Origin of the sequence: Pantoea sp. IMH, assembly GCF_000599885.1 — a bacterium.
In the GTDB taxonomy this organism is placed as follows: domain Bacteria; phylum Pseudomonadota; class Gammaproteobacteria; order Enterobacterales; family Enterobacteriaceae; genus Erwinia.
This window is the reverse complement of record NZ_JFGT01000006.1, coordinates 86,059-101,593: the sequence shown is the minus strand read 5'-3', so window position 1 is coordinate 101,593 and position 15,535 is coordinate 86,059. Positions and strand designations below refer to the sequence as shown.

General features: G+C 53.1%; 15 protein-coding genes. 6 read left to right on the top strand and 9 right to left on the bottom strand.

Features of this window, described 5'->3' with window-relative positions; genetic code table 11:
- Positions 1–10: 10 nt before the first annotated feature.
- The 6 genes from potG to EA20_RS0114835 form a co-directional block, all read right to left on the bottom strand.
- Entirely contained in the window at positions 11–1,144 is a 1,134-nt protein-coding gene (gene potG / locus EA20_RS0114860) for a putrescine ABC transporter ATP-binding subunit PotG (protein WP_024967580.1), read from the bottom strand.
- A 120-nt stretch (positions 1,145–1,264) separates the two neighbouring features.
- Complete coding sequence (gene potF, locus EA20_RS0114855) at positions 1,265–2,371, bottom strand: spermidine/putrescine ABC transporter substrate-binding protein PotF (protein WP_024967579.1); 1,107 nt, start codon at positions 2,369–2,371, stop codon at positions 1,265–1,267.
- A gap of 542 nt (positions 2,372–2,913) precedes the next feature.
- Positions 2,914–3,393: a YbjN domain-containing protein gene (locus tag EA20_RS0114850; protein ID WP_024967578.1), complete on the bottom strand. Its 480-nt coding sequence runs from the start codon at positions 3,391–3,393 to the stop codon at positions 2,914–2,916.
- 86 nt (positions 3,394–3,479) lie between these two features.
- The gene (gene rimK, locus EA20_RS0114845; protein ID WP_024967577.1) at positions 3,480–4,382 is read right to left on the bottom strand and encodes a 30S ribosomal protein S6--L-glutamate ligase; all 903 of its coding nucleotides are present in this window, start codon (positions 4,380–4,382) and stop codon (positions 3,480–3,482) included.
- Between the two features lie 19 nt (positions 4,383–4,401).
- Positions 4,402–5,124, bottom strand: a complete 723-nt coding sequence (nfsA, locus tag EA20_RS0114840) for an oxygen-insensitive NADPH nitroreductase (RefSeq protein WP_024967576.1) — start codon at positions 5,122–5,124, stop codon at positions 4,402–4,404.
- Positions 5,108–5,395, bottom strand: a complete 288-nt coding sequence (locus EA20_RS0114835) for a YbjC family protein (protein ID WP_024967575.1) — start codon at positions 5,393–5,395, stop codon at positions 5,108–5,110. The genes nfsA and EA20_RS0114835 overlap by 17 nt, the downstream gene beginning before the upstream one ends.
- Positions 5,396–5,580: 185 nt before the next feature.
- Here EA20_RS0114835 and EA20_RS0114830 point away from each other — a divergent pair, with 185 nt between their 5' ends.
- Entirely contained in the window at positions 5,581–5,844 is a 264-nt protein-coding gene (locus tag EA20_RS0114830) for a GrxA family glutaredoxin (protein ID WP_024967574.1), read from the top strand.
- Positions 5,845–6,084: 240 nt separating this feature from the next.
- Here EA20_RS0114830 and ybjM read toward each other — a convergent pair whose 3' ends face one another.
- A complete protein-coding gene (gene ybjM / locus EA20_RS0114825; RefSeq protein WP_235192655.1) occupies positions 6,085–6,489 on the bottom strand; it encodes an inner membrane protein YbjM in 405 nt (134 codons plus the stop codon).
- Between the two features lie 232 nt (positions 6,490–6,721).
- On the opposite strand from ybjM, the gene EA20_RS0114815 reads away from it, so the two are divergent.
- The 3 genes from EA20_RS0114815 (at position 6,722) to EA20_RS0114805 (ending at position 11,234) form a co-directional block, all read left to right on the top strand.
- A complete protein-coding gene (locus tag EA20_RS0114815; protein WP_024967572.1) occupies positions 6,722–8,410 on the top strand; it encodes an aspartate:alanine antiporter in 1,689 nt (562 codons plus the stop codon).
- 423 nt (positions 8,411–8,833) lie between these two features.
- Positions 8,834–9,439, top strand: a complete 606-nt coding sequence (ybjG, locus tag EA20_RS0114810; protein ID WP_024967571.1) for an undecaprenyl-diphosphate phosphatase — start codon at positions 8,834–8,836, stop codon at positions 9,437–9,439.
- Between the two features lie 511 nt (positions 9,440–9,950).
- Positions 9,951–11,234, top strand: a complete 1,284-nt coding sequence (locus EA20_RS0114805) for an HAAAP family serine/threonine permease (protein WP_024967570.1) — start codon at positions 9,951–9,953, stop codon at positions 11,232–11,234.
- A 41-nt stretch (positions 11,235–11,275) separates the two neighbouring features.
- On the opposite strand, the gene EA20_RS0114800 is transcribed toward EA20_RS0114805, so the two are convergent.
- The gene (locus EA20_RS0114800; RefSeq protein WP_024967569.1) at positions 11,276–12,481 is read right to left on the bottom strand and encodes a serine hydrolase; all 1,206 of its coding nucleotides are present in this window, start codon (positions 12,479–12,481) and stop codon (positions 11,276–11,278) included.
- Positions 12,482–12,743: 262 nt separating this feature from the next.
- Between EA20_RS0114800 and EA20_RS0114795 the strand changes: the two genes are divergently transcribed.
- Complete coding sequence (locus tag EA20_RS0114795) at positions 12,744–13,400, top strand: HAD family phosphatase (protein ID WP_024967568.1); 657 nt, start codon at positions 12,744–12,746, stop codon at positions 13,398–13,400.
- Positions 13,401–13,426: 26 nt separating this feature from the next.
- Here EA20_RS0114795 and EA20_RS0114790 read toward each other — a convergent pair whose 3' ends face one another.
- Positions 13,427–14,542: a PQQ-dependent sugar dehydrogenase gene (locus EA20_RS0114790; RefSeq protein ID WP_024967567.1), complete on the bottom strand. Its 1,116-nt coding sequence runs from the start codon at positions 14,540–14,542 to the stop codon at positions 13,427–13,429.
- A gap of 199 nt (positions 14,543–14,741) precedes the next feature.
- Here EA20_RS0114790 and EA20_RS0114785 point away from each other — a divergent pair, with 199 nt between their 5' ends.
- Entirely contained in the window at positions 14,742–15,449 is a 708-nt protein-coding gene (locus tag EA20_RS0114785; RefSeq protein WP_024967566.1) for a phage antirepressor KilAC domain-containing protein, read from the top strand.
- Positions 15,450–15,535: the final 86 nt, after the last annotated feature.

Here is a 15,535-nt window from a genome sequence, read left to right as displayed (position 1 = left end):
GGTACCCCCACTACACCGTCAGAACCACGCAGCTGTCCGCTTCCCAGCAGAGACGCACTTCGTCTCCCCAGGTTGGGGCACCTTTGCGGAAGCGGTGAGCGTTTTGCAGCTGCGCGCTGATCATCTGGCCGCTGTGCAGCCGGACGTGATAGATAGAAAGATCGCCAAGATAGGCGATATGAACCACCTCACCGACGGCAAAATTGCAGCCGTCCGCGGGCACGTTCTCACAGAGCATCACTTTCTCAGGACGCAGCGCGACATGCAGCGGCACACCGTCCGCGACAGCCGCGCTGAAATCGACCTTAAGGGGATGGATCAGGCCGGGGCTGTCGATAATCAGCGCCCCCTCCTGCCGATCGCGCGGCAACCCATCGAACAGATTCACCGAACCGATAAACTCTGCGCTGTAGCGCGTGGTCGGGTTCTCATAAATCTCTTCCGGTTCACCAATCTGCACAAATTTTCCACGGTTCATGATGGCGATACGCCCGGCCATCGTCATCGCTTCTTCCTGATCGTGCGTGACCATGACACAGGTCGCACCAACCCGCTCAAGAATATCCACAACCTCAAGCTGCATACGGTCGCGCAGCTTTTTATCCAGCGCACCCATGGGCTCATCAAGCAGCAGCAGTTTTGGGCGCTTGGCCAGGCTACGGGCCAGCGCCACGCGCTGACGCTGCCCACCGGAGAGCTGATGAGGTTTACGCCGGGCGTACTCCTGCATATGAACCAGCGTCAGCATCTCCGCCACCCTGCTGGCAATTTCATCTTTGGGCAGGCGATCCTGCTTGAGGCCAAAGGCAATGTTCTGCTCAACGGTCATATGCGGAAAAAGGGCATAAGACTGGAACATCATATTGATTGGGCGCTGATAAGGAGGCACATGGGAAAGATCCTGACCATCAAGCAGGATTTGGCCCGAGGTAGGGGGTTCGAAACCTGCCAGCATACGCAGCAGCGTCGATTTCCCACAGCCGGAAGCCCCCAGCAGCGCAAAAATTTCGCCTTTATAGATGGTCAGATTCACATCATCAACCGCATGCTGACCATCGAAGGACTTGGTCAGATTGCGGATCTCAAGCAGAGGCGTCAGGGCCTTACCCGCTTTTTGCTGCGGACGGGGAGTCGCATCATTCACTACTGTTATTCTCCGGCGCTTAACGAATTCCGGCCTGCTGGCCGTAGAAAAGAGAAAACAGAGGCCGGGCACTGCACCTCTGTTACCTGTTCAAAAGCGAGCCAGGCTCGCCAGGGTCAGTTACTTGCCACTTTTAACTTTAGTCCATGCGCGCGTACGCACACGATCGAGTTTGGGCGACTGCACTTCAAGAACAAAGAGTTTTGACATCGCATCCGGCGTTGGGAAAATGCCAGGATTGTCGCGAATATCAGCGTTAATCAGCGGTACCGAGGCTTTATTGCCATTGGCGTAAAACATCTTATTAGAGACATCGGCTATGACCTTTGGCTCCATCAGATAGTTGAGGAACTGGTAAGCTTCATCGAGGTTTTTCGCATCTTTCGGGATGGCCATCATATCAAAGAAGGCCAGCGCCCCTTCTTTTGGGATACTGTAAGCGATATTGACGCCGTTCTTCGCTTCCACCGCGCGGTTTTTCGCCTGCAACACGTCCCCTGCCCAGCCGATAGCCACGCAGGTATTGCCGTTAGCCAGGTCGTTAATGTACTGGGAAGAGTGGAAATAGCGGATGTTAGGGCGCAGCTTCATCAGCAGATCGGTTGCCGCACCGGTATAATCTTTGGCATCAGTGCTGTTAGGATCTTTTCCTAAATAGTTAAGAACAGTAGCGAACACTTCCTCCGGAGCGTCCAGGAAGGAGACGCCGCAGCTTTTTAACTTCTCAAGGTTTTCCGGCTTCAGCACCAGATCCCAGCTATCAACCGGCGCGTCTTTACCCAGTACCGCTTTTACTTTATCAACGTTGTAGCCGATACCGGTCGTTGCCCACAAATAAGGGATAGCATATTTATTTTCAGGATCGTGCTGTTCCAGCTTTTTCATCAGCTCAGGGTCGAGGTTTTTATAGTTGGGCAGCTTGCTTTTATCAAGCGGCTGAAACACGCCGGACTGAAGCTGTCGCGCCAGGAAGCTTGAAGAAGGTGCCACCACATCATAGCCGGTGCTGCCTGCCATCAGTTTACCTTCCAGCACCTCATTGGAATCAAATACGTCATAAACAACCTTTATACCGGTTTGCTTTTCAAAGTTGGGCACGGTATCCGGGGAAATATAGTCGGACCAGTTGTACACGTGCAGCGTTTTATCCGCCGCCGCCCCGGCGCTGCACGCCATCAGCACACCGGCCACCACCGTCGACAACCATTTTTTACGTTGGCTGAACATCTTTTCCATCCTCCAGAGCTGAGATAGCTGACTACAGATAAGCAAACCGGCTGCCGTACCAACCCTCACTGTTTTTCAGTGAATGTTTATTCATTCAGCGGTTAAAGTAAAAAAATGCCCTGCTGACCTCACGGCAGCGCGTCTGTACCCCTGTTCATGACAAGCACCGTCACCAGGATATCGGGAAGATCGCCTGATGATAATGCAGGTATAACGTCAAGTATAACGGGTCTCTGACTGTCGCCGCCTTCCGGGTCGCATCCGGCCCCGCAAGGATAGCCCCACCGGCCGGCTGAGGCCAGATCCCGGCGTAAAAAACGCCTTTTAACGATTATTTATTCATTTTTCATGTGTTGCCGGGCATAAGAGAGGATAAAACACGTTGAATATCTGGCAGTAAAGGGGGAAGAGCAGTATAAAAAGTGGTTGGCTTCCTGGACATCCTGGTGAATATCGCCGCATAACGCGCCCGTGGGAGTCAGTTACCTGAAAGAGAAACGACAAAAATAAAAGCGGGTCTGAGAGGACCCGACAGTGGCGTTTTAATGAAGCAGCGAATGAGAGCTGACGGGAGCGGGACGTTCTTCTTCTTCGCCAGGCACCAGAAGGTGGTTAGCAAAAGCTTCAAGCACGACCATCGAAATCTGCTCTTCGCTCTGTTTCATAAAGTGCACGAACTGACCATAGGTAATGCCTGCCGTCACGCAAAATGACTGGCAGACGATCAGTTTCGGCAGATTGTCGTCCTGAATATCCACAAACGCTTTGACGGTCAGGGAACTGGCGTTAATCAGCGACAGATCGCCCACCAGCGGGATCAGCGCCGTAGGTTTCACTTCAGCCAGCGCCGAAAACAGGATGACGTCATCAACCAAATCGATTTTGGCATCAAACACCCCATCGAAATTTTGCATATGCGGCAGGTGAAGGGCCTGACAGGCGTCGCACTCAAACCAGGTGATGCTTTGCTGATCCAGCCAACGTCGTATCACGTCAATATCTGGAACGACGAGTGAATCCATGTGCTTATTCTCATGCCGCCTTAAAATTGCGCCCTAGCTTACGGAAAAACCGGGATGAACACCACGCCTGTAAGATAAATATACCTTCAACCTCCCGTTTTCAGACTGAAACCAGGCCGGGCGTGCGCCTCTATCCAGGCGATCATCATGGCGGCGATATCGAGCCCTGTGGCCTTCTCCACCCCTTCCAGACCCGGCGAGGCGTTAACCTCCATCACCAGCGGCCCCCGGTGCGCGCGTAAAATATCCACGCCGGCCACATCCAGCCCAAGTGTGGCAGCTGCCGTGACAGCAATCTGCCGTTCATCGTCGGTAATCTCAACGTGGCGGGCGGTGCCGCCACGGTGCAAATTGGAACGAAAATCCCCCTCCTTTGCCTGACGTTCAATGGCCGCCACCACCTTTCCCCCAATCACCAGACAGCGAATATCCCGCCCCTGTGCTTCCTTTATATATTCCTGAACCAGGATATGCGCATTCAGTCCACGAAAGGCTTCAATAACACTTTCGGCGGCCTGCCGCGTTTCAGCAAGCACCACACCGATGCCCTGAGTACCTTCGAGCAGCTTAACCACCAGCGGCGCGCCACCCACCATCTCAATCAGATCGCGGGTGTCATCCGGGGAATGCGCGAAGCCGGTAACCGGCATCGCAATGCCCTGACGGGCGAGCAGCTGAAGCGAACGCAGCTTATCCCGGGCGCGGGTTATGGCCACGGACTCGTTCAGCGGATAGCTGCCGCACATTTCAAACTGGCGAAGCACTGCCGTGCCGTAGAAGGTTGTTGCTGGACCGATGCGGGGGATCACCGCCTCAAAGTGTGCCAGTTGCTTACCGCGATAATGTATCGCGGAAGCCCCCGGATTGATGTTCATATAACAGGAAAGCGGATCGATGACCTCGAGGCTATGGCCGCGTGCCCTCCCCGCCTGGAGCAGGCGCCTGCTCGAATAAAGGGAACCGTTACAGGAAAGAAGGGCAATTTTCACCAGCGGTCTCCGGACAAATTTAGCGCGTGGCCCAGCCCTGCTTATGCAGATAGTCCAGCATAAACGGACGGCTCTCTTTGACGATCGTCTTCTGAATATGCTCGCTCCAGCTTTCGCGGCGCTGATTGCTTCCACGGTGCAGATAGTAATCCTCATGCTCACGGTCATAGGCGGCCAGCACAGCCGGATCGATTGGCTGATAACGGTTTTCATGCACCAGCATCGCGGCAGGCATACGGGGTTTGACCTGCGGGGTCTGCGCTGGCCATCCGATGCAAAAGCCAAACAGCGGCAGCACATATTTTGGCAGGCCAAGGAGCGTTGTCACCTCGGCGATGCTGTTGCGGATACCGCCAATAAAGACGCCGCCGAGACCAAGGGATTCGGCGGCGATCATCGCATTCTGGCCCATCAGCGCGGTATCCACACAGCCGAGCAGCAGTTGCTCCGCCAGCCCCAGTTGGGCTTCCGGACAGATCTGCTGATGGCGGTTAAAGTCGGCGCAAAAAACCCAGAACTCCGCCGCCTGCGCCACGTAATGTTGTCCGCCAGTCAGCGTTACCATCTGTTCACGCAGCTGCGGGTCGGTAACACGAATGATAGAAGAGCACTGTAGGAAGCTGGAGCTGGAAGCTGACTGCGCGGCGGCAAGTATCGCCTCACGCTGCTCATCCTCAATGGCCTTATCGCTAAAGGCGCGGATGGATCGGTGCGAGCAAAGCAGCTCAATGGTCGGCGTCATGGTGATCTCCTGGTCTGTTTTTGTTTTGCTGTCTGGGCATAGTAAACAACTCCGGCGCCAGAAACTTAGCCATTCGCCATATCATCAACGCGGCGGCAGGAAGCATCAGGGCAAAGCCGGTGAAGACCAGTATCGTTGCGGTCAGCGGGCCGGAGAAAGATGTGGGCAAGGGTAGCATCTGATGAAGCACCAGGTAAGAGGAAACCAGCATTATAACGCCGGTCACCTCCAGGACTTTTACCGACAGAGGTAACCGGCTAAATGCACGCATAGCAACCCTCCTTCACAGAATGATGTTATTCCCGCTAAGCCAGCCACTTAACCGGCATAGCCTCCACAAATCAGATCAACAGGTAATTCCTTCTTTCCATCACATCGCGAAGCGGGCATCATAATCGCCAGCAACGTTTAAGATGTGATGTAAGTCACAAAAAATCGACCTTTGAGGAGAAACCTATGTTTGCAGTGATTTTCGGACGTCCTGGCTGTCCTTACTGTGTCCGTGCAAAAGAGCTGGCTGAAAAGCTGACCGAAGAGCGCGAAGATTTCAACTTCCGCTATGTGGATATCCACGCGGAAGGGATTACCAAAGCAGACCTGGAGAAGACCGTAGGCAAACCGGTTGAAACCGTGCCACAGATTTTCCTCGATCAGAACCACATCGGCGGCTGCACTGAGTTTGAAGCCTACGCCAAAGAGAATCTGGGCCTGTTCCAGTAATCTGCTTTCTCCTTGCGGGGTGCATCAATTGTCACCTTAGCGCACAAAATTGCCGACCTCGCGTCGGCTTTTTTTTGCCTGCTGAACAGCTATCAGCCGGGGGTCGCTACATGCGCGTTTCCGCGCGTGCCAGTGAGTTATTTTGTTCTTATGGCGTCTGCTTCTCACCACCTTACCGCAGAAAACTGCCAACTCCGCGCCGTTTGAGGGCTGGAATACCGGTCAGTTTTTCGCCCGGCCTCACTCGCGTCCGGTTAACAACATTCGCCACAACATCACGCCCAGCGCCCCCGAGCCGCACCAGAAAATCGCGCTGGTCATAAAGGCCATCTCCTGCATCAGGGCGATAGCTCTGAAAAAATGCAGGTGCAGCAACACCATGCAGGCGGGTGTAGCCAGTAGCGCACCCAGTATCGCCACGATAAGCGGCGTTCGTCTGACGTTCAGCGCTGCAATTGCACCAGGCAGGATAAACATTAGCAGGCCCAGGCGGGACTGCGTATGCGAAGCGCCTTCCATCTCCATTTCATATCTCACCGCCAGAAAGACGATGCAGTAAAGGCTAAAGCAGGTTACCACACCCGTCCAGGAGATCTCTTTAAACACGATAAACCTCTCTTCCGCCAATTTATGTCGTAAGCTCACCCGAAATACTCCGGTTCTTTTGTCTGTAATAAAAATTTCACGAGCCGTTAAAATAGTGTCGGCTTTTTTCTGGCTGAAAAAGAGTGAAGCGTTTAAAATGGCGGCCGCTTTTACAAGCGCTGGGCTCTCCCTGAATATCCGGAATGTGGCCGCTGCTCTGCTGGCAGTGATGCAAAGTTAGCGCAAAAATCCCATTATTTCAACGCGTTAGTGGTAAACAAGAAGTTAAACCGTGAATATAAACGTCGCAAATTTGTTAAGTGGAAATGACATCCTGTTATTATTTGTTGTGCTGGCGCTGGGACTCTGCCTGGGGAAATTACGCCTCGGTTCTGTCCAACTGGGTAATTCCATTGGCGTTTTAGTTGTTTCGCTTCTGCTAGGCCAGCAGCATTTCGGGATTAATACCGACGCGCTCAATCTGGGATTTATGTTATTTATTTTTTGCGTCGGTGTAGAGGCTGGACCCAATTTTTTTTCCATCTTCTTCCGCGACGGTAAAAATTATCTGATGCTGGCGATGGTGATGGTCAGCAGCGCGGTGGTCATCGCCCTCGGTCTGGGAAAACTGTTCAACTGGGATATTGGCCTGACGGCTGGGATGCTGGCGGGTTCAATGACCTCCACGCCGGTGCTGGTCGGCGCAGGCGACACGCTCCGGCAAACGCTGCAGCCCGGTGCGCTGCTCAGCCAGGCGCAGGATAATCTTAGTCTCGGCTATGCGCTGACCTATTTAGTCGGTCTGGTCAGCCTGATCTTTGGCGCCCGCTATCTGCCTAAACTGCAGCATCAGGATCTCCCCACCAGCGCGCAGCAAATCGCCCGCGAACGCGGCCTGGATCCGGATAGTCAGCGTAAAGTCTATTTGCCAGTGATCCGCGCCTATCGCGTCGGCCCTGAACTGGTTGCCTGGACAGACGGTAAAAACCTGCGCGAACTGGGCATCTATCGCCAGACGGGTTGCTATATTGAACGCATTCGCCGCAACGGCATTCTGGCCAATCCGGACGGCGACGCGGTACTTCAACAGGGCGATGAAATTTCCCTTGTCGGCTATCCGGATGCGCATTCCCGTCTCGATCCCAGTTTCCGTAACGGCAAAGAAGTGTTCGATCGCGATTTGCTGGATATGCGCATCGTGAATGAAGAAATTGTGGTTAAAAATAATAACGCGGTTAATAAGCGTCTCAGCCAGTTAAAGTTGACCGATCACGGCTGTTTCCTGAACAGGGTTATTCGAAGCCAGATTGAAATGCCCATCGACGACAGTATTATTCTGAATAAAGGCGACGTTCTGCAAATTAGTGGCGAAGCCCGCCGCGTTAAGTCGGTCGCGGATAAGATCGGATTTATCTCAATCCACAGCCAGGTAACCGACCTGCTCGCGTTCTGTGCCTTTTTTATTATCGGGCTGATGATAGGCATGGTCACGTTTCAGTTCAGCACCTTCAGTTTTGGCATCGGAAATGCGGCCGGTTTATTATTTTCCGGCATTTTACTCGGGTTTTTGCGCGCTAATCACCCAACGTTCGGTTATATCCCTCAGGGCGCGCTGACGATGGTGAAAGAATTTGGTCTGATGGTCTTTATGGCAGGCGTGGGTCTGAGCGCAGGTAGTGGACTGTCAAACGGCCTGGGCGATACGGGGTTGATGATGCTGATAGCAGGTCTGCTGGTGAGTCTGCTGCCGGTGGTGATCAGCTTTCTGTTTGGTGCCTGGGTGCTGAAAATGAACCGGGCGCTGCTGTTCGGCGCCATTATGGGCGCACGCACCTGCGCGCCGGCCATGGAGATTATCAGCGATACCGCACGGAGCAACATTCCTGCGCTGGGTTACGCCGGAACTTACGCGATTGCTAACGTTCTGTTGACCCTTGCCGGGACGCTTATCGTTATAATCTGGCCAATGATCCCTCTTTAAGAAAATATTTATCAGTATGGCCGAACTTTTAATTGGGCACGCAGTCTTAATTAATGCCACTGCTTTTCTTTGAAATTCCCAAATTGCGGAGCCCGTTAATCTGATGATTAGCGGGTTTTTTTCTTTTACCCCTCTTCCTAACGTGCTTTTCTTCTTTGTTTCGGAACTTTCCCACCCTGTCGCACCTCTATTCAGATCAAACCTTAACAAAAGCACAACCAGCAACCCGTCCAGGAATTCCCCTGTTTACCTTTCTGTGCGCTCTATTATCTTATGTCGCCTGAATTGCAGTTGGCAGGACACTTTTATGACCGCATCTGCATCAATTAACCCCTGGCGGCGTGTAGATTGCCGCCCTGTTATTGCGATTTTTACTTGCGGATGCGTTTTGCAACTGCTTAACAAGGCGAGGAAATAATGATGATCGAAGCGTTAAACCGGACACTTTTTCTCTGGATCAACGCCACCCCAACATCACCAGAGTGGCTGATAACGCTGGCGACGTTTATTGCACGCGATCTGATTTTGATTGGGCCACTGGCGATTGCGGCTTTATGGCTCTGGGGAGCAGACCATCAGCTCGGCTCACAGCGGCGGCTGGCGCTGAAAACCGCTATTGCGCTGGCCTATGCGCTGACGATCTCCTGGTGTCTGGGCAATCTGTTTCCTCACGCCCGCCCTTTCGTCGCTGGCATCGGACATCAGTTTCTGTCGCACGCCCCCAATGAATCCTACCCAAGTAATCACGGCACGATCATTTTTACCTTCGCGATCGCTTTTTTATGCTGGCATCGTCTCTGGTCAGGGATCCTGTTAATGCTGATTGCGACAACGATAGCCTGGTCGCGCGTCTATCTGGGCGTCCACTGGCCGATCGATATGCTGGGTGGACTGCTGGTCAGCATGCTCTCCTGCCTTTTTGCTCAAATCGCGTGGCACTACTGCGGCAGGCGTCTGATGGATAACTGCTCCTCACTTTACCGCTTACTGTTCGCCTTCCCCATCCGTAAAGGCTGGGTACGCAGTTAACGGCGAGAATAACTCCACAGGGTGGCATTTCGTCGCCCTTTTTTTATTTTCACCATTATTTAACGTTGTTGCGCAATAAGTGTAAAATCCGGCCACAATAAACATGAGCGTTGCGCAAAATTGACGAAAATAAATAACACCTTTCAACTAACAAAATCAAACTATTGATTTTAATCATAAAAAATTAAACCCTGTGTCGTTAAAACCTGATTTGATTATTATTTAATCACGTCCTTACGCTCGTTACGCAGTTCAAAAAACCACTAAATCGCTTAGAAAACCGCACGATAATCCGCCAGATAATTTTATTGCAGGGTATCTCTCTGAAAGAGATCTGATATTTGTGACTAAGATCGCCAGAAACCCGCATTAACTTCTTTTATCTCCGCTTCCTTTTGATAAAGTGACGGCCTTCAGGACAGAGCCGTGAATTAAATTACGCCCACCGCAGGCGGCTGAATGTTTATAACGCTGCGCAATTTACTTCACTGTTTTTATACCGGAGAGCATCATGGAATCATCCAAAACGGCAACGTTTGAACTGGCAGCCACCGCAGACGCAGAGGCGTGGCGTAAAAGCGATACAATGTGGATGCTGGGACTTTATGGCACCGCTATCGGCGCGGGCGTGCTATTCCTGCCGATCAACGCGGGTATTGGCGGTTTAATCCCGCTGATCGTGATGGCCCTGCTGGCCTTTCCGATGACCTACTTTTCCCACCGCGGCCTTTGCCGCTTTGTACTTTCCGGCAAAAATCCGGGAGAAGATATTACCGGCGTGGTGGAAGAGCATTTTGGTGCCGGTGCCGGAAAGCTGCTGACCTTGCTCTATTTCTTTGCGATTTATCCCATCCTGCTGGTCTATAGCGTGGCGATCACCAATACCGTTGAAAGCTTTATGACCCACCAGCTGCATCTTAACGCGCCGCCGAGAGCGCTGCTGTCGCTGATTCTGATCGTCGGCCTGATGGCTATCGTGCGCTTTGGCAAAGAGATGATCGTCAAAACCATGAGCGTGCTGGTTTATCCGTTTGTTCTGGTGCTGATGGCACTGGCTCTGTTCCTGATCCCGCACTGGAACAGCACTATCTTTCAGCATGTCAGCCTGGCTGGCAGCGGGAAAGGGTTAATGATGACGCTCTGGCTGGCAATTCCGGTGATGGTTTTCTCCTTCAACCATTCCCCCGTCATTTCCGCGTTTGCTGTGGCGAAGCGGGAAGAATATGGCGATGCGGCGGAAAAAAAATGCTCGCGCATCCTGGCCCGCAGTCATGTCATGATGGTCTGCACGGTGATGTTTTTTGTCTTCAGCTGCGTTCTGAGCCTCTCTCCGGAGAATCTTGCTGAAGCCAAGGCGCAGAATATCTCTATTCTTTCCTTTCTGGCCAACCATTTTAATACGCCGCTGATGGCATGGCTCGCCCCGGTAATTGCCATGATCGCCATTACGAAATCCTTTCTTGGCCACTATCTTGGCGCACGGGAAGGCTTTAACGGTCTGATGGTGAAATCGCTTGGTAAACGCGGAAAAAGCATTTCTGAGTCGAAGTTAAACCGTATTACCGCGCTGTTTATGCTGGTAACGACCTGGCTGATCGCCACCCTCAATCCAAGCATTCTGGGAATGATCGAAAAACTTGGTGGCCCGGTTATCGCCATTCTGCTGTTTTTAATGCCCATGTACGCCATCAACAAAGTGCCGGCGATGCGTCAGTACAGCGGCAAAATTAGTAACCTGTTTGTGGTGTTAACCGGTTTGATTGCTATTTCAGCTATCGCCTGGGATCTGTTCTGAAGCAGAAGGGGCAGCCTGCGCTGCCCCTTCTGGTCACATTGTTAAGCAAACCATTTGCCGAACCAGCCCGTCATTTTCATCATCACAAAATCCCATAGCCTGCTGAAAATCCCACCTTCGCTGACAGCCTCCATCACCACCAGCGGGCGCTGCTCAATAGTTTTGCCATCCAGCTGAAAATCAATCACGCCAACTTGCTGATTTTTTTGTAGCGGCGCTTTCAGCTCTGGCTGTGAAAGGGTAAAGCTGGCTTTAACATTTTTAATCTGTCCTTTAGGCACCGTGATCGCCACATCTTTTGCCGCACCTAATTTGACCTCTTTCTTATCCCCGTACCAGACGCGCTGCGTCACAAAAGGCGCGTCTGCTTTAATGGGCGTGAAGGTCTCATAGAAGCGGAATCCCCACGTCAGCAGCTTTTCACTTTCACGAAAGCGGATGCTGTTGGTCGCCGCGCCAAGCACAACGGAAATCAGACGCTGATCGCCATCCACGGCAGAAGCGACAAGGTTGTTGCCCGCGCCGGCGGTATGGCCGGTTTTGATGCCATCAACCTGAAGATTACTACTCCATAACAGACGGTTACGGTTGAGCTGATGAATACGGTTGAAGGTGAACTCTTTCTCTTTATGCAGCGCGTATTCTTCCGGTACGTCCCGAATCAGCGCCTGACCAATCAGCGCCATATCCCGCGCGGTACTGTATTGCCCTTCGGAATCCAGACCGTGAACCGTTTTGAAATGGGTGTTTTTCAGCCCCAGCGCCTGAACGTAATTGTTCATCAGACCGACAAAAGCATCCTGACTGCCCGCAACGTAATCCGCCAGCGCAATGCTGGCGTCATTGCCGGACTGAATGATGATCCCTTTATTAAGCTCAGAAACCGGAATGCGATCGCCAGGTTTAAGAAACATCAAAGAGGAGCCTTTCAGTACCGGGTTTCCGGTTGCCCAGGCATCGTTGCCGATGGTGACCATATCATCCAGCGAGATTTTGCCTGATTTGATCGCCTGGCCGATAACATAGCTGGACATCATTTTGGTCAGACTGGCGGGATCCAGGCGCTGATCCGCCTGGGACTCAGCGAGTACCTTACCGCTGTTGTAGTCCATCAGGATCCAGGCTTTGGCCTCAATTTGCGGTGGCGAAGGCGCCTCTACCGCTCTGGCGGGCGTAAGGGTAATTAACAGGAGCGAAGCGGAGCAAGAGAGCGCCCAGGCGCTAAGGGAGTGGCGTGTTTTCTTCATGGCAAGACCCAGGTATCCATCTGAAAGATAATAATTTTGCAGCGCGGCAGGCACAATTCCCTCTACGCTAGCGCGTCTGTCAGCGGAATTAAACCGTCACTCCGTAAAGTTTTTTAGAGTTTATTAGAAAAATCCTGGCTGACGCGAGCAGCTTACCGTGCTCGCTGACCGGACCGGGTGTAATTCCGATTTTTCTCATCGTGAGGCAAACCGTCATCTGTTTCCACTAGGCTTTTCACAACCCGACGCAGGAGGAATAACCATGGATTTAGCGCTGATCGATCTTGATGAAACGCTGATTAGTGAAGACAGTACCGGTTTATGGCTACGCTGGCTGGTTTCTCAGGGATATGCACCCGCGACGCTGATTGCCAGTGGCCAGGCGCTGATGGCGCAATATTATCAGGGCGAGCTGACGATTGAAGAGTATATGAGCGCCACGCTTTCTCCCATCGCAGGCAGAGGAACGCTAACGGTTTCAGGCTGGGTCAGGCGATTTATCCAGCGCGATATCCTGCCGCGCGTCTACCCCTCAGCGCGGGAAAGAATAGCGTGGCACAAGCAGCGCGGGGATCGGGTGTTGGTGGTATCCACCAGCGGTGAACATCTTATGGTGCCGATTGCGCAACAACTTGGCACCGATGGCACGCTGACCATTGGCGTTGAAACCGTCGGCGACAGGTATAGCGGCCGTTCTTATGGCAAGGTGGGCTTTGCAGAGGGAAAGATTACCCCTATGACAGACTGGCTCTCGGTGCGGAATGACGCCGCCTATGGCCGTACCTGGGCCTACAGCGATGCCATCAATGATTTACCAATGCTCGAACAGGCCGATCATGCTTATGTGATTAACCCAGCCGGGCCGCTGCGGGCGCTGGCCGAGCAGCGCGGCTGGGAGGTTTGCCACTGGCGCAGATAACCAGAAGGGAAGCCTGAGCGATCGGCTTACTCCGCCAGGCCAACCTTAAGCAGCTTTCCGTCACTTTCATCGGTCAGGACGTAGAGGAAACCATCAGGCCCCATTCTGACGTCGCGAATTCGCTCGCCGCGCGTTTTAAGCAGGCGCGCTTTCTCCGTGACGCGGTCGCCGTTAACGGTGAGGTGAATCAGGCTCTTATCCTTCAGTGCGCCGACAAAGAGTGAATTCTTCCACTGCGGAAACCGCGCACTGTTGTAGAACGCCATACCGCTCAGCGCAGGAGACTCTTTCCACCAGAACACCGGTTGCTCCGTTCCAGGAGCCTGAGTTCCCTCAGAACCTACAACTTTACCGCCGCCATAAGCTTCGCCGTAGGTGGCCAGCGGCCAGCCGTAGTTTTTGCCTTTGCGCAGAATATTGACCTCATCACCGCCACGAGGACCATGTTCGTTTTCCCACATTTCCTGCGTCCACGGGTTTAGCGCAACTCCCTGCGCATTGCGCACGCCCCAGCTCCAGATCTCTTCTCTTACGTTCTGCTTGCCGACTAAAGGATTGTCATCAGGAATGCTCCCATCCGCATTCAGACGGATCACTTTACCCGCCAGCGAGGATAGATCCTGCGCGGATTCAGCCTGGAAATTATCGCCGAAGGTGACATAAAGCATCCCGTCGCGGTCAAACGCGATCCGCGAGCCAAGATTGGCACCGCCGGACAGTTTAGGCATCTGGCGAAGCACCGGTTTAAAGTCGTTAAGCTGGGTATTATCTTCACTCAGCGTCCCCACCCCGACTACGGCGCCTGCCCGTCCGTTTTCATCCGCTTCGGTATAGCTCAGCCAGACACGACGGCTTTGCGGAAAGTCTGGTGCCAGCACCACATCCAGCAATCCGCCCTGACGCTCAGCCCAGACGTCAGGAACGCCGCGAATCGGCTCCGATAATCCTTTATTTGCCTGCCAGAGACGAAGCTGTCCTTCGCGCTCAGTAATCAACATTCCCTGATTATCGGGCAGAAAGGCAACGGCCCAGGGATGATGAAGCCCTTTTAGTAATTCGGTGACGCTCAGTTTTTCAGCGGCGGCGACACTTGCGGTTAACAGCGAGACGCTAAGCAGGCACGTTTGCAGTAGTCGGGACATGCTTTTCCTCCGGTTAAAGGTCTGAAATAACCTTAGCGAAGTTGCAGTGTGGACGCGTCACCTTTACAAAAAATCAAAGTTTATAACCGCTTCCGCTTACCGTAGCGCTTAAAAAAAGTACTGGATATTTAAACAGTCAACTGTATAATATTTCTACTGCCCGCTCGGGTGTCTTTTGAAAAGCTTGGGGGTAAAACCTATGATGATTTCGACAGAAAACCTCAGCTCGCTGAATCAATCGGTCACGATGAGCAGCCGGGAAATCGCCAAACTGGCCGGTATACCGCACGGCGAAGTAAAACGGCTGATCAAAACGCTGGAAACCACGCAGCGTCTGTCTCAACCGCTGACCCTTGGTGTTTACGAGCGTGAGGGCGAAGCGCGTCAGGAGTTTTGCCTGAACAAACGTGATTCGCTGCTGGCTGTGGCGCGCCTGGCGCCCGCATTTATCGCTCAGGCGCTGGATCTGTGGCAGGAACGGGAAAGAAACACTCGCCTGCCGGACTTTACCAATCCGGCCGCGGCGGCACGCGCCTGGGCGGAACAATTTGAACAGCGTCAGGCTGCCGAACAGCAGCTTGCGCTCTTCGCGCCAAAGGCGGAGTTCTTTGACCGTTTTGTTCAGGTGGAAGATTCTCTGGGCTTTCGTCAGCTCTGTAAGATGCTGAAGGCAAAGGAGTCTGATTTCCGGCAGTTTCTGCTTGAGCGCAATATTATGTATCGTGCCAACGGCGCACTGATGCCGCAACAGCATCATGTTCAGATGGGCTATTTTACGGTACGCACCAGCGTGGGTGAAAATCTGCACGCTTTCTCACAGGCACGCTTCACTGCGAAAGGCGTGAAGTGGATAACGAATCTGTGGGCGGCGCACCTGGCCACTCAGGCCAAAGGCGCAGCGGCGTAATCCCTCTGCGGCCATGGAGTGGCTATTCTTTTTGGCCCCGCTATCTTGCCAGACCAGCTTTCGCCTGGCCTTCAGTCAGGCAAAAG

Excerpts from the sequence above, each read along its gene's own strand:
- EA20_RS0114800 (WP_024967569.1), bottom strand. The coding sequence starts at position 12,481 with ATGAAGAAAACACGCCACTCCCTTAGCGCCTGGGCGCTCTCTTGCTCC.
- EA20_RS0114830 (WP_024967574.1), top strand. The coding sequence starts at position 5,581 with ATGTTTGCAGTGATTTTCGGACGTCCTGGCTGTCCTTACTGTGTCCGT.
- potF (WP_024967579.1), bottom strand. The coding sequence starts at position 2,371 with ATGTTCAGCCAACGTAAAAAATGGTTGTCGACGGTGGTGGCCGGTGTG.
- EA20_RS0114805 (WP_024967570.1), top strand. The coding sequence starts at position 9,951 with ATGGAATCATCCAAAACGGCAACGTTTGAACTGGCAGCCACCGCAGAC.
- EA20_RS0114790 (WP_024967567.1), bottom strand. The coding sequence starts at position 14,542 with ATGTCCCGACTACTGCAAACGTGCCTGCTTAGCGTCTCGCTGTTAACC.
- EA20_RS0114850 (WP_024967578.1), bottom strand. The coding sequence starts at position 3,393 with ATGGATTCACTCGTCGTTCCAGATATTGACGTGATACGACGTTGGCTG.
- EA20_RS0114795 (WP_024967568.1), top strand. The coding sequence starts at position 12,744 with ATGGATTTAGCGCTGATCGATCTTGATGAAACGCTGATTAGTGAAGAC.
- nfsA (WP_024967576.1), bottom strand. The coding sequence starts at position 5,124 with ATGACGCCGACCATTGAGCTGCTTTGCTCGCACCGATCCATCCGCGCC.
- EA20_RS0114835 (WP_024967575.1), bottom strand. The coding sequence starts at position 5,395 with ATGCGTGCATTTAGCCGGTTACCTCTGTCGGTAAAAGTCCTGGAGGTG.
- EA20_RS0114785 (WP_024967566.1), top strand. The coding sequence starts at position 14,742 with ATGATGATTTCGACAGAAAACCTCAGCTCGCTGAATCAATCGGTCACG.